The organism is Pseudomonas sp. UBA6276, assembly GCF_002438365.1.
GTDB classification, from domain to species: Bacteria; Pseudomonadota; Gammaproteobacteria; order Pseudomonadales; family Pseudomonadaceae; genus Aquipseudomonas; species Aquipseudomonas coleopterorum.
In genome coordinates, this window is record NZ_DJUS01000115.1 from 30468 (window position 1) to 44894 (window position 14427).

Consider the following 14427-nt stretch of genomic DNA (forward strand, 5'->3'; position numbering starts at 1 on the left):
TTCTATCAATAGACCGTTTTGGTCGTCTACCCAAGAGCTCAGGCTCAACCTATTTCCGGAGTGTTTGATCATGTCTGATCAATCAATGAATGACAGTGCGTCGAGCCAGGAACGTCCCGCCAGCCGTGTGAGCGAGGGCTTGCCGTACCCATTGGGCGCGACCTGGGATGGGTCGGGCGTCAACTTTGCAATTTTTTCGGCCAACGCTACCAAAGTCGAGCTGTGCCTGTTCGACGCCGATGGCGTGGAAGAGATCGAACGTATCGCGTTGCCTGAATTCACCAACGAGATCTGGCACGGCTATCTGCCCGATGCGCGCCCGGGCACTCTGTATGGCTACCGTGTGCACGGTCCGTATGACCCTGCAAACGGCCACCGTTTCAATGCCAACAAGCTGCTGATCGACCCCTATGCCAAGCAGATTTCCGGCGAGCTGAAGTGGGACGATGCACTGTTCGGCTATATCGTCGGCCACGAAGACGGCGATCTTTCGTTCGACGAGCGCGACAGCGCGCCGTTCATGCCACGCTGCCGAGTGATCGACCCGGCCTTCACCTGGGGCAGTACGGCCAAGCCGAACGTGCCGTGGGAAAAGACCATTTTCTACGAAACCCATGTACGCGGCTTCACCATGCGTCATCCTTCGGTGCGTGAAACCGAGCGCGGCACCTTCGCTGCCTTCCACGAAAACGATGTAGTGGAATACATCCGTTCCCTGGGTGTGACGTCGGTAGAGCTGATGCCAGTCCATTATTTCCTGGATGACAATCATCTGCTGGAAAAGGGCCTGCACAACTTCTGGGGCTACAACACCCTGGGCTTCTTTGCGCCCCATGCGCGCTACATGGCGGGTTCGTCGATCGGCGAGTTCAAGGTCATGGTCTCGCGCTTCCACAAGGCCGGCCTGGAAGTGATTCTCGACGTGGTCTACAACCACACCGCCGAAGGCAACGAGCAAGGCCCGACCCTGTCGATGCGCGGTATCGACAACGCCTCCTACTACCGCCTGATGCCGGAGAACAAGCGCTATTACATCAATGACTCGGGCACCGGCAACACCCTGGACCTGAGCCACCCCTGCGTGCTGCAGATGGTCACCGACTCGCTGCGCTACTGGGCGTCGGAGATGCACGTCGACGGCTTCCGCTTCGACCTGGCGACCATTCTGGGGCGCTACCACGACGGTTTCTCCGAACGCCACAGCTTCCTCGTTGCCTGTCGTCAGGACCCGGTGCTGCGCACGGTCAAGCTCATCGCCGAACCGTGGGACTGCGGCCCCGGCGGCTACCAGGTGGGCGGTTTCGCCCCCGGCTGGGCCGAATGGAACGATCGCTTCCGCGACACCGTGCGGGCGTTCTGGAAAGGCGACGACGGCCAGCTTGCGGACTTCGCCGCACGAATGACCGGCTCCGGCGACATGTTCAACCAGCGTGGCCGCCGCCCGTATTCTTCGGTGAATTTCATCACCGCCCACGACGGCTTCACCCTTCGCGATCTGGTGTCGTACAACGACAAGCACAACGAAGAGAACGAGGAAGACAACCAGGACGGCACTAGCAACAACGTCTCCTGGAACCACGGCGTCGAAGGCCCCAGCGATGACCCGGAAATCGTCGAGCTGCGCCTGCGCCAGATGCGCAACTTCTTCACCACCCTGCTGTTCTCCCAGGGCACACCGATGATCGTCGCCGGCGACGAGTTTTCGCGGACCCAGGGCGGCAACAACAATGCCTATTGCCAGGACAGCGAGATCGGCTGGATCAACTGGGAACTGGACGAGGAAGGCAAAGGCCTGCTGCGCTTCGTCAAGCGCCTGGTGAAGCTGCGCAACAGCTACCCGATCCTGCGTCGCAACCGCTTCCTGGTGGGTGAATACAACGAAGCGATCGGCGTCAAGGACGTCACCTGGCTGGACCCGTTGGGCAACGAAATGACCGCCGAGCAATGGGAAGACCCCAACGGCCGCTGCCTGGGCATGATGCTCGATGGCCGTGCGCAGCCCAGCGGCATTCGCAAGCCGGGGGCCGATGCCACCTTGCTGCTGATCGTCAACGCTCACCACGACGTGGTCAATTTCATCCTGCCTCAAGTGCCGGAAGGCGAGTACTGGAACTGTCGCATCGACACCAACCGCCCGGAGCTGGGCGAGCATGAGCGTCTGGAGTTCGGCAGCGAATTCCTGGTAACCGGTCGCTCGATGCTGATGTTCGAACTGCACCGGGACCTCGAAGAATGAAGCCGACCCTGATCGAAGCGCTGACCCGCCCACCACAGGGCTACGCCGACACCGCAGCGCTGGGCAAGGAAATGCGACGCCTGTGCAGCCTGGGCCTGGACAGCCTGCCGCTGCCGGCCGGTGGCGACACGTTGCAACGTTGGCAATGCCTGGCCGCCGTGGCCGGGCATGACCTGGGCTTGTGCAAGCTGTATGAGGGGCATACCGACGCCCTGGCAATCATGCAGGAGCTACGCGCACAGTCTGTGCCGGAAGGCTCGATCTGGGGCACCTGGGCATCGGAGCCGCCCCAGGCCCGGGTGATGGTCCGGCGCGAGGGCGATCGTGCGGTGCTCAGTGGCCGCAAGGCCTGGTGCTCTGGCGCCGGCGTCGTCACTCATGGCCTGCTGACCGCCTGGGATGACGACGGCCAGCAGCAGTTGGTCGCCGTGCCGATGGATCAGCCCAACCTGTGCGTCACCGACGACGGCTGGCATGCGGTAGGCATGGCCAACACCGGCAGCGTCGAAATCCTGCTGGAAAATGCCGAAGGCTGGTATGTCGGACCGGCTGGGGGCTACCTGAGCCGACCGGGGTTCTGGCTGGGCGGGATCGGTATCGCCGCGTGCTGGTTCGGTGCTGCCCGTGAACTGGCACGCCACCTGGCCCAGCATTGTCACGCCCGTCCCGATCCCCACGCCTTGGCTCACCTGGGCGCGGTGGATCGTGCGCTGGGCGCTTGCATCGCCGTGTTGCGCCAAGCAGCCAATGCAGCCGATCAACAGCCCGACGGCCCTTTCGAGCATTCGGCGCGGCTGTGCCGTGCGGTGGCCGAAGAGACCGCAGAAACCGTCATCAGTCACGTTGGCCGGGCCATGGGTGCCGGCCCGTATTGCAAGGATCCTCATTTCGCCCGGTTGATCGCCGATCTGCCGGTGTACCTGCGACAGAGCCATGCCGAACGCGACCTGGCCGCGCTTGGCCAATTGCTTGGCGCCCCCACGACGCGGACCTGGAGTTTATGAAAGAGAACCCTATCGTAGGCCAGGGTACGCCCCTGCAGGCCTGGCGCAGCTCCAGGCATCTGGCCGAATTGCCGCTGATCGATGCCCAGACCCTGGTTCCTGCCGGTTCACGAGCGGTGATCATCGCCCCGCACCCCGACGACGAAGTGCTCGGCTGCGGCGGGCTGCTGCAATTGCTGGCGCAGTTGGAACGGCCGATCCTGATCATCTCCGTCACCGACGGCAGCGCCAGTCACCCCGGATCGCAGACCTGGACGGCCGAACGCCTGAGCGCCGTACGCCCGCAGGAGAGCAACGAGGCGCTGCGCAGACTGGGCTTGCCCCTGCACAGCCTGCAGTGGATCCGCGGCGGTTTTGCCGACAGCGGTGTGGCCCGTGACGAACAACGGCTCACGGACTTCATCCAACGCTATCTCAAGCCCAACGATGTCGTGTTCAGCACCTGGTGCAACGATGGCCACACCGACCACGAGGCCAGTGGCCGCGCGGGCGCGACGGCCGCAGCAGCGGTCGGAGCGGTTCACCACGAGCTGCCGATCTGGACCTGGCATTGGGCGAAGCCCGAAGATGACCGGATTCCTTGGGAACGCGCGCGCAAGCTGCCGCTGGACAAAAACATGGTGGCGCGCAAGAGCCACGCCGCCCACGCCTTTGCCAGCCAGCTGGAAGGCGACCCGCAGATCGGTCTGGCACCGGTTCTTCCACCCTATGTATTGGAGCGGCTGCTGCAGCCGTTCGAGGTCGTCTTTCTATGAGTGCAGACAGCGTCGACAACCAGTATTTCGACAAGCTCTATGATGGCAATGACGACCCCTGGGCGATGCGCCATCGCTGGTACGAACGACGCAAGCGTGCCCTGCTGCTGGCCTGCCTGCCGCAGGAGCACTATGGCGCCATCTTCGAGCCAGGCTGCGCCAACGGAGAAACCAGCCTGGCCCTGTCGACCCGCTGCGACTACCTGCTCAGCTGCGACATGAACGCCCGTGCGGTCGGCCTGACCCAGGCGCGCTTGCACGAGCTGGATCATGCCCACGCCAGGCAAGCAGCCCTGCCCGCCGACTGGCCAAGCGAACGCTTCGACCTGATCGTGCTCAACGAATTGGGTTACTACCTGAATCGCACCGACTTCAGCCAGGTCATCGAACGGGTTCGGCGCTCACTCAAACCCGGCGGCCAACTGGTGGCCTGCCACTGGCTGGCAACCATCGAAGGCGCCCCGCAGACGGCCGAGCAGGTACACGCCCAGCTGCAGGCCGAACTCGGTATGCATCGGCTGATAGAGCACAAGGAAGGCGACTTTCTGCTGGAACTGTGGAGTCTGGAACCGACCACCGTGGCACAGCACGAGGGGTTGCGCTGATTAGCACAGACTTGTTAGCGCAGGTTTGATAGCGCAGCAGGCCGCGTGTGCAGCCGATAAAAAAAGGAGCTTCTTGAAGAAGCCCCTTTTCGTTGGCATCAACCCTGGATATCGGCTCGGGTAGGACGCAGGATCAGCACGCCCAGCGGTGGCAGATTGAGGGTGATCGAGTGCGGCTGGCCATGGCTGCCCTCCTCGCTGGCAAACACCTTGCCGCCATTGCCATAGTTGGAACCGGCGTATTGCTCCGCATCGCTGTTGAGCAGCTCTTCCCACTCACCGCCGAACGGTATGCCCACGGTGTAGCTCTCGCGTGGCACCGGGGTGAAGTTGGCGACCACCAGTACCGGCTCGCCGCTAGCGCTCCAGCGCAGCCAGGCAAACACGCTGTTGGTGGCGTCATCACCGATGATCCACTGAAAGCCTTCAGGCTGGCAGTCCTGCTGGTGCAGAGCCGGGACCTCGCGATACAACCGATTCAAGTCGGCGACCAACTGCTGCACACCCGAGTGCTCCGAATACTGCGTGAGGTACCAGTCCAACTGATGGTCGTGGTTCCACTCGCGCCACTGGCCGAATTCGCAGCCCATGAACAACAGCTTCTTGCCGGGGTGGGTCCACATGAACGTCAGGTAGGCCCGCAGATTGGCGAATTGCTGCCAGCGGTCGCCCGGCATCTTGTCGATCAGCGAATGCTTGCCGTGCACCACTTCGTCATGGGAAATCGGCAGCACGAAGTGCTCGGAGTAGGCATACACCAGACCAAAGCTCAGTTGGCTGTGATGATGCGGCCGGTGGATCGGGTCGTTCTGGATATAGTTGAGCGTGTCGTGCATCCAGCCCATGTTCCACTTGTAGTCGAAGCCCAGGCCACCCTCTTGAGTCGGCTGGGTAACACCCGGCCATGCCGTGGATTCTTCTGCAATCACCATGGCGCCCGGTGCTTCCTGTTTCACCACGTCGTTGAGGTGACGCAGGAAAGCGATGGTTTCCAGGTTTTCCCGACCGCCGTACTGATTGGGAATCCACTCACCGGCCTTGCGTGAATAGTCGCGGTACAGCATCGACGCCACGGCATCCACACGCAGGCCGTCGATGTGGAAGTGCTTGAGCCAATGCACCGCGGACGCGATCATGAAACCGTGGACTTCAGTGCGGCCCAGGTTATAGATCAGCGTATTCCAATCCTGGTGGAAGCCTTCCAGCGGGTTGTCGTACTCGTACAGCGCCGTGCCATCGAAGCGTGCCAGACCGTGTTCGTCGGTCGGGAAATGCGCAGGTACCCAGTCGAGGATCACGCCGATTTCGGCTTTGTGGCAGGCATTGACGAATGCCGCGAAGTCTTCCGGTGTGCCATAGCGAGCCGACGGCGCGAACTGCGACAGCGGCTGGTAGCCCCACGAACCACCGAACGGATGCTCCATGATCGGCAGCAGTTCGATGTGGGTGAACCCCATCTTCTGCACGTAGGGGATCAGGCGCTCGGCCAATTCGTGCCAGTTGTAGGGACGGACCACTTCACCCGCTTCATCGAGTTCGCACATCCACGAACCGGCGTGCAGCTCGTAGATCGACTGTGGCGCACCGATGGCGTGGCGTTCGCCACGAGCGTCGAGCCAGGCGTCGTCGTCCCAGGCAAACTGCATCGGCTTGGCCACTCGCGAAGCGGTCGACGGCGGCAGCTCGGTGCACAGCGCAATGGGGTCGGCCTTCAACGGCAGGATGCCGTGCTGCCCGAGAATTTCGTACTTGTACGGTTCGCCCGGTTGCAGCGCCGGGATGAACAGTTCCCAGACCCCGGATGGAAAGCGCTGACGCATCGGATGGCGACGGCCATCCCAGACGTTGAAGTCACCGACCACCGAAACGCGCTTGGCGTTGGGTGCCCAGACGGCAAAGCGGGTGCCCTGGACACCGTCGATCTCGATGAACTGCGCACCGAATACGCTGCCCAGGTTGCGGTGCTTGCCCTCGGCAAACAGATAGATATCCATGTCGCCCAGCAAGTTGCCGTAGCTGTAGGGATCTTCACTAACCTGCACACCACCGGCCCACTGCACGCGCAGCAGGTACGGCTGGCTTTGCTCGATGTGGCCGGTGAACAGGCCAGGGACATCGCCCTGGTCGAGCGTGGTCAACGGATGACCACCGTCCTTGGCCAGTACCTGTACGCTCAATGCGGTCGGCAGATAGGCACGAATATAGCTACCCGTACCACCGTCGCTGTGGGCACCCAGAACCGAGAACGGATCGGAATGATCGGCACGGATCAGCGCCTCGATATCGGCTTTTGCCGGCAACGCGCCAACATCACGCTTGCCCTGTTCGCTGTGCGCACTCATTGCTTATTCTCCCTCGTACTCAAGAGCCCGAACAGTCCGTGCAAGGGCACGGCCAACCAGCTCGGGCGATTCTCCGCTTCATAAGCGATCTCGTAGGCAGCCTTTTCAAGGCTGAACAAATCCAGTGCAGCGCGGGCACCCTCAGGGTTCTGCCACTGATGGGGCACGGCCTGGGTCGCCAGGTCATAGGCGCCGATGAAGGCTTGACGGGCTTCTGCCAGGTAACGCTTGGCCACGCGCTGACGTGCCAGCGCCGCCTCGTCGGAGGCGTCCGTGCTCTGCACATTGCGCACGGCCATGGCCGCCGCGTAGTCGAAGGAGCGCAACACACCACCGACGTCTTTGTAAGGGCTGTATTTGGCTCGACGCTCTTCGAGGGGCCGAGCCGGCTCGCCTTCGAAGTCGATCAGGTAGGCATCGCCCTGCACTACCAGCATCTGACCCAAGTGCAGGTCGCCATGCACACGCATGATCAAGCCACCGATGGCCTGCTGGCTGAGTTGCTGCACATGGGCCAGCAGCGTCTCGCGCTCGCTCAACAGTTCGGCCACCAAGGCCTGATCCTGCTCGGCGAAATCGGCGCGACGCTGTTCGAGCAGGTTCAGCGCCCGTTCGACTTGGCTGGAAATACTCGCGGTCCAGCTCTGAGCGTCTTTCTCGGTGCTCACGCGGGCCAGGAAATCAGCCTGCGCACCGGGTGCGGCCAGGGCCAGGTGCATCTCGCCCAGGCGTTGGCCCAACATGGCGGCAAAGTCGGCCAGTTCACCCAAGGCGTCGTAGCGCTGGCCCTGCTCGGCATGGGCGAAGGCCATTTCATCGCGAATGGCGCGTTCGAGGTTGTTCTGTGTCCACTCCCAGGCGTCGCCCTGATTGTTCAGATAGCCCTGGGCAATCATCAACAGGTGCGGGGTGCCGCTGGCATCCACACGGCTGACCGAGCCCATCAGAGGCGAAATATTGGCGTAGCCGGCAGCGGTCAGGTAAGCGCCCATCTCAAGCTCGGGGTGAATGCCGCCACTCACGCGACGAATCATCTTCAACACCAGGCTGCCGCCGACCACCACCGAACTGTTGGACTGCTCGGCCGACAGGTAGCGGATGACCGAGCTCTGGTCCAGCTTCAACCCAGCCAGATGGTCGGTGGCCTGGAAGCGGATCTCGCCTTCGGCGCTGGACAATGTCTTCTGCACCTGCAGCCCTTCGATCACCGAATGGATGAAGCTTTCCAGCACGAACGCATCGGTGATCAAGCCGACTTCACGGCCGCGTCGAACCCGCGACAGCGCCAGTTGCAACGGCAGCGGCGAACCGCTGTGGTCTTCGGGGATGAAGCCGAACGGGAACTGGTAGCGGCTGGTCTGCCCACCGGCTGTGACTTCCAGCTCGCTGAACAGCACGGGATTCTGCGCGGTGCCGAAGCGCACGCCGTAGGCGATGCGCAGGTTGTCGATGGCAACGTCCTTGCCACCGAACCAGCGGCGCTTGGGCAGGTACTGCATCAATGACGTGTGTTCCAGAGTGCTGCGCGACGGCTCGTCGAGCAACTCCTCCATCCGTTGTTTCAACACCAGGGTCTGGAAGTCAGGCATGCTTTGGGCCGGTTCGACGTGCCAACTCGGCATCTGGGTTTCGCTGGCCAGCAGGAACCAATAGAAGCCGTAGGGTGGCAAGGTCAGCAGAAAATTCAGCTGACCGATGGGTGGGAAGGCGCTGCCACCGAGCATTTCCACCGGCACCATGCCGGCGTACTGGGACAGATCCAATTCAGCCGCTTGGGCGGCACGCGAGACGTTGGCGACACACAACACGATCTCGGTCTTGCCATCGCTACCTGTGTATTCGCGCACGTAGGCCAGAATGCGTCGGTTGGTCGGCGTGAGCATGGTCAGACTGCCCCGACCGAATGCCTTCTGCTGGCGGCGCACGGCGAGCATGCGCCGGGTCCAGTTGAGCAGCGAGTGCGGATCGTTGGCCTGGGTCTCGACGTTGACCGACTGGTAGCCATACAGCGGATCCATGATCGGCGGCAATACCAGGCTGGCCGGGTCGGCGCGGGAGAAGCCGCCGTTACGGTCGATCGACCACTGCATCGGCGTGCGCACGCCGTCACGATCGCCCAGGTAGATGTTGTCGCCCATGCCGATTTCGTCACCGTAATACAGGGTCGGTGTACCGGGCATGGACAACAGCAGGCTGTTGAGCAGCTCGACGCGGCGGCGGTCCCGTTCCAGCAGCGGCGCCAGGCGACGACGAATGCCGAGATTGATCCGCGCCCGGCTGTCGGCGGCGTAGTAGTTCCACAGGTAGTCACGTTCACGATCGGTGACCATTTCCAGGGTCAGTTCATCGTGGTTGCGCAGAAAGATCGCCCATTGGCAATTGGCCGGGATCGCCGGGGTCTGACGCAGGATGTCGGTGACCGGGAACCGGTCTTCCTGGGCCAGCGCCATGTACATGCGCGGCATCAGCGGGAAGTGGAAGGCCATGTGGCATTCGTCGCCGTCGTCGCCCTTCGCCTCGCCGAAATATAGCTGGGTATCTTCCGGCCACTGATTGGCTTCGGCCAACAGCATGCGATCGGGGTAGTTGGCATCGATCTCGGCACGAATCTGTTTGAGCACCTGATGGGTCTCGGCCAGGTTCTCGTTGTTGGTGCCGTCACGCTCGATCAGGTACGGAATGGCATCCAGGCGCAGGCCGTCGATGCCCATGTCCAACCAGTAGCGCATCACATCGATGACCGCTTTCATCACCTGCGGATTGTCGAAATTCAGGTCGGGCTGATGGGAATAGAACCGGTGCCAGAAGTACTGACCGGCCACCGGATCCCAGGTCCAGTTGGACTTTTCGGTGTCCAGAAAGATGATCCGCGTGCCGTCGTATTTCTCGTCACTGTCGGACCACACATAGAAATCACGCGCCTTGGAGCCCTTCTTGGCCTTGCGCGCACGCTGGAACCAGGGGTGCTGGTCGGAGGTGTGGTTGATCACCAGTTCGGTGATCACTCGCAAGCCACGCTTGTGCGCCTCGTTGATGAAGCGACGGGCGTCGGCCAGGGTGCCGTAGTCCGGGTGCACGGCCTTGTACTCGGCAATGTCATAGCCATCGTCGCGACGCGGCGAGGGGTAGAACGGCAACAGCCAGATGGTGTTGACGCCCAGATCGGCAATGTAATCGAGTTTGGCGATCAACCCCGGAAAGTCACCGATGCCATCGTTGTCGGAGTCGAAGAACGACTTGACGTGGACCTGATAGATAACCGCGTCCTTGTACCAGAGCGGGTCATCGATGAACGCTTGCGACCGAGGCTTTTTCGCCATTGTTGTTTCCCTGTCTTGTGCGGCTAGGCAACATTGATTGCAACGTGTGGCCAGGAGTGCAACGTACAGCGAGGGTGCAGCGCGAGACGAGTATTCACACCTCGACGCGCGTGAGCCTCCAGATACCGAACGGCTGGTAGCCGGGGTCGATCCGCATGAACTGGGTCTTGCCATGCCACGTCCAGCGGTGCCCGGTCATCAGGTCTTCGCCATTGGTGGATGCATTGTCGTCCAGCCCCAGCTCCCACAACGGCAGCTCGAAATGGGCTTCCTGAACGTTGTGCGGATCCAGGCTGACCGCGACCAGTACATAGTTGCTGCGGTCGGCCGTGCGCTTGCCGAAATACAGGATGTTGTCGTTGTAGCATTGAAAGAACTCGACGCCCAGATGTGTTTGCAGCGCCGGGTTCTGACGACGGATACGGTTGAGCTGGGCAATCTCGGCAATGATGTTGCCCGGCGCGGTGTAATCCCGTGGTCGGATCTCGTATTTCTCCGAGTCCAGGTACTCTTCCTTGCCGGGGATTGGCGCCGATTCACACAGTTCGAAACCCGAGTACATGCCCCACAGGCCCGAGCCCATGGTCGCCAGCGCGGCGCGGATGAGGAACCCGGCGCGGCCGCTGTCATGCAGGAAAAACGGGTTGATGTCCGGCGTATTGACGAAGAAGTTCGGCCGGTAGCAGTGAGCCCAGGGTGCCTGGTTCAACTGGTTGAAATAGGTGGTCAGCTCAGGCTTGGTGTTGCGCCAGGTGAAGTAGGTGTAGCTCTGGGAATACCCGACCTTGCCCAGGCGCGCCATCATCGCAGGCTTGGTGAATGCCTCGGCCAGAAACATCACGCTTGGGTCCTTGCTGCGGATATCGGCAATCAGCCATTGCCAGAACGGCAGCGGTTTGGTGTGCGGATTGTCGACGCGGAAGATCTTCACGCCCTCCTCGACCCAACCCCAGACCACATCGCGCAGCTCGGTCCACAGACCTGGTACGGCATCAGCCGCGTAGAAGTCGACGTTGACGATGTCCTGATATTTCTTCGGCGGATTTTCCGCGTAGCGGATGGTGCCATCCGGGCGCCAGCTGAACCAGCCCGGATGCTCCTTGAGCCAGAGGTGATCCTGCGAGCACTGGATGGCGAAATCCAGGGCGATTTCCAGCCCGTGCTCGGCAGCAGCGGCCACCAGTGCGCGGAAGTCTTCGCGGGTACCCAATTGCGGGTGAATGGCCTCGTGTCCGCCTTCGGCGCTGCCGATGGCGTACGGGCTGCCGGGATCGTCCGGGCCTGCAGTCAGGGAGTTGTTGGGGCCCTTGCGGTGCGCACGGCCGATCGGATGGATCGGCGGGAAATACAGCACGTCGAAGTTCATGTCGCGAATCATCGGCAGACGGCTGTGCACGTCGTTGAAGGTGCCGTGGCGCGCCTTGTCGTCGGTGATCGAACGCGGGAACAGCTCGTACCAACTGGCGAACTGCGCCAGTTCCCGTTCCACGTCCAGGGGGAATTCGATGCTGGTGCACAGGAAGGCACGATGATCGGCCAGGGACATCAGCGCCTGGGTATCACGCTGCAACAGCAGCGCAACCTTGGCGTCCTGATCCAGCCCCTGCAGTTCATCGTGAAGCTGACGCAACTGGCGAGCCAGGGTGTCCTGGCTGCGCGCGGCGGCTTGTTCGAGGTGCAGGCGACCTTCTTCCAGTTCGAGCTCGATGGTGACGCCGGCAGCGAATTTCTTTTCCAGCTCGTAACGGTAGCTGGCGAACTGGTCGATCCAGGCATCGATACAGTAGGCATAGGTGCCGACGCTGTCGATGACCAGTTCCGCTTCCCAGCTGTCGTTGCCCAGTTCGCGCATGCTAGTGCTGTGCCAGGTGTCGGAGCCGGCCTCGTGCCAGCGCAGAACCACGGCCAGTTTGTCGTGGCCATCGGCATAGACCTTGGTGCTGACCGTAACAGTCTGGCCAACGATGGCCTTGACGGCGAACTGCCCACCGTCGATGGCAGGCTGAGTGTCTTCGATCACGATCCGTGGCAGCAGCAGCGCCTGGGACAGGCTCAGCACATGGTCTGGCGTCTGTGCATCGGTCGCGTTCTGGTCCGTCGGGATAGTCTGATCAGCCGTCATCGAGCCTTGCTCCTGTGCGTCGCCTGGACGCTGTTGTGCTTGTGCAAGCGGTGAAGTGAATCGGGTTTTTCAATCGCTTAGGTTCGGAGCCGGGCCGGGTGGGAAAGTTCATATGCTTTTGCAGCTTCAGCGTCCTCGCCAGGGAGCCAAATGATGCGCCGTGGTGTCCACCGCAGGCACTACTCTTCCTCCTTGTCCTTCACTTTGCAGAGGTAGCGCCATGAGCCTTCCACTTCCACCCGGAACCCCCGATCCCAACATCGACCAGCCGAACCTGCCACCGTCGTCGCCAAGCGACGAACCCGAGGGCGTGCCCGTGCTACCCACGGTACCACCCACACCGGTTGGCGACCCACCGGCCGACCCTGTGCCTCTGCAAGGCTGAAACATCGCGGACAGCAGGCAGACGGTGCCCGTCACGTCTGTCGGCTGTGCGCGGGGCCGTCCAGGTGGCATAGTGCAGCCCTGCCCAAGACCACCAGGCCGGTAATGAAACGCTACGAGAAATTTGCCGCCCACATTGCCGAGCTGATCCGCACCGGCGTGCTCAAGCCCGATGAGCGCGTACCTTCAGTGCGTCATGCCAGCCAGACCCAGGGCGTAAGTCCTTCGACGGTGTTCCAGGCTTACTACCTGCTCGAACGCCGAGGCCTGATCCGCGCCCGGCCCCGCTCGGGTTACTTCGTCAATGCGCTGGCCGAGCGTGCTCTGCAAGAACCCCATGTGGAAACGCAGACACTGGCGGAGTCGACCGATGTCGACGTCAGCGAACTGGTGTTCTCCATCCTCGATTCGATCAAGGATCCGAACACGGTCGCCCTGGGCTCGGCATTCCCCAGCCCAGAGCTGTTTCCCCTGCCGCGTCTGTCCCGCTCCCTGGCCAGCACCAGCCGTGCCATGCATCCACGCGAAACGGTGACCGATCTGTCCCCCGGCAGTCCGGAACTGCGCCGGCAGATCGCCTTGCGCTACAACATCGCCGGGATGACCCTGCCGGTCGAAGAGTTGCTAATCACCAACGGCGCGCTGGAAGCATTGAACCTGTGCCTGCAGGCGGTGACCGAGCCGGGCGACATGGTGGCCATCGAGGCACCGGCCTTCTATGCCTGCCTGCAAGTGCTGGAGCGCCTCAAGCTCAAGGCCGTGGAGATCCCCACTCATCCGCGCGAGGGGCTCGATGTGGATGCCCTGGCCAATGCCCTGCAACGCCTGCCGATCAAGGCCTGCTGGTGCATGCCAACGTTCCAGAACCCGGTCGGCGCGAGCATGCCCGAGGCACGCAAGCGTCAATTGGTGGAGTTGTTGCACCAGCACCAGGTGCCCTTGATCGAGGACGACGTGTACGCCGAGCTTTACTTCGGCCAGCACGCGCCACGCCCTGCCAAGGCCTATGACCGCGACGGCTGGGTGCTGCATTGCGGTTCGTTCGCCAAGAGCCTGGCACCGGGCTACCGCATCGGCTGGGTGGCCGCCGGACGCTTTGCGCAGAAGGTCGAGCGGTTGAAGATCATGACTTCGATCTGCGCGTCGGTACCGGGTCAGGCGGCGATCGCCGATTATCTGCAGCACGGTGGTTACGATCGCCATCTGCATCGGTTGCGCGATGCGCTGCAAAGTCAGCAGCACGCGATGATGGCGGCGATCGCGCGGTACTTTCCCGAAGAGACGCGAGTAAGTCGCCCCGACGGCGGTTATTTTCTCTGGCTCGAGCTGCCGCCGCGGGTCGACTCTCTGCAGTTGTTCCGTCTCGCGCTGGCGCAAGGCATCAGCATCGCACCGGGGCCGATCTTTTCGGCCAGTGGCCGTTTCGGCAACTGCATCCGGCTGAATTACGGCACGCCGATGGACAAGGTGCAATTGGCGGCCATGCAGACCCTGGGCAACCTGGTCCGGGAGTTGGCCTGACCCACGGCGGCGTCCGCCGACGCGGCTTGCACCGCTGCTACAGGGGGCGCGCACAACGTGGTTACACATTTCGCGGGGATTCGGGATGGGCAACTTGATTCTCGATTTGGCCTTATTCTGGGCGTCGCCTGCCGACGC

9 protein-coding genes are annotated in these 14427 nt (G+C 62.3%); 6 read left to right on the forward strand and 3 right to left on the reverse strand.

What is annotated here, in order from left to right:
* Positions 1 to 70: 70 nt before the first annotated feature.
* From glgX to B2V21_RS13645, 4 genes are read left to right on the forward strand one after another with little or no spacing between them, the layout of a single operon-like run.
* Positions 71 to 2236 carry a glycogen debranching protein GlgX gene (gene glgX / locus B2V21_RS13630; RefSeq protein WP_286917120.1) on the forward strand — a complete coding sequence of 722 codons (2166 nt, stop codon included), beginning with the start codon at positions 71 to 73 and terminating at the stop codon, positions 2234 to 2236.
* On the forward strand, positions 2233 to 3240 hold the full coding sequence (locus B2V21_RS13635; RefSeq protein ID WP_286917121.1) for an acyl-CoA dehydrogenase family protein: 1008 nt from the start codon (positions 2233 to 2235) through the stop codon (positions 3238 to 3240). The genes glgX and B2V21_RS13635 overlap by 4 nt, the downstream gene beginning before the upstream one ends.
* Entirely contained in the window at positions 3237 to 3995 is a 759-nt protein-coding gene (locus B2V21_RS13640) for a PIG-L deacetylase family protein (RefSeq protein WP_122742071.1), read from the forward strand. Before B2V21_RS13635 ends, B2V21_RS13640 begins: the two co-directional genes overlap by 4 nt.
* Positions 3992 to 4600, forward strand: coding sequence for a class I SAM-dependent methyltransferase (locus B2V21_RS13645; protein WP_286917122.1), 609 nt, complete (start codon positions 3992 to 3994; stop codon positions 4598 to 4600). The genes B2V21_RS13640 and B2V21_RS13645 overlap by 4 nt, the downstream gene beginning before the upstream one ends.
* Positions 4601 to 4698: 98 nt before the next feature.
* On the opposite strand, the gene glgB is transcribed toward B2V21_RS13645, so the two are convergent.
* The 3 genes from glgB to B2V21_RS13660 all read right to left on the reverse strand — a co-directional run bounded on the left by glgB (position 4699) and on the right by B2V21_RS13660 (position 12384).
* Complete coding sequence (gene glgB, locus B2V21_RS13650) at positions 4699 to 6942, reverse strand: 1,4-alpha-glucan branching protein GlgB (protein ID WP_286917123.1); 2244 nt, start codon at positions 6940 to 6942, stop codon at positions 4699 to 4701.
* Entirely contained in the window at positions 6939 to 10262 is a 3324-nt protein-coding gene (gene treS / locus B2V21_RS13655) for a maltose alpha-D-glucosyltransferase (RefSeq protein WP_286917124.1), read from the reverse strand. The genes glgB and treS overlap by 4 nt, the downstream gene beginning before the upstream one ends.
* Positions 10263 to 10356: 94 nt before the next feature.
* On the reverse strand, positions 10357 to 12384 hold the full coding sequence (locus B2V21_RS13660; RefSeq protein WP_286917125.1) for an alpha-1,4-glucan--maltose-1-phosphate maltosyltransferase: 2028 nt from the start codon (positions 12382 to 12384) through the stop codon (positions 10357 to 10359).
* A gap of 220 nt (positions 12385 to 12604) precedes the next feature.
* On the opposite strand from B2V21_RS13660, the gene B2V21_RS13665 reads away from it, so the two are divergent.
* Both B2V21_RS13665 and mapR read left to right on the forward strand, forming a co-directional pair.
* On the forward strand, positions 12605 to 12769 hold the full coding sequence (locus B2V21_RS13665; RefSeq protein WP_177327955.1) for a hypothetical protein: 165 nt from the start codon (positions 12605 to 12607) through the stop codon (positions 12767 to 12769).
* A gap of 104 nt (positions 12770 to 12873) precedes the next feature.
* On the forward strand, positions 12874 to 14289 hold the full coding sequence (gene mapR / locus B2V21_RS13670; protein ID WP_286917126.1) for a GntR family transcriptional regulator MpaR: 1416 nt from the start codon (positions 12874 to 12876) through the stop codon (positions 14287 to 14289).
* Positions 14290 to 14427: the final 138 nt, after the last annotated feature.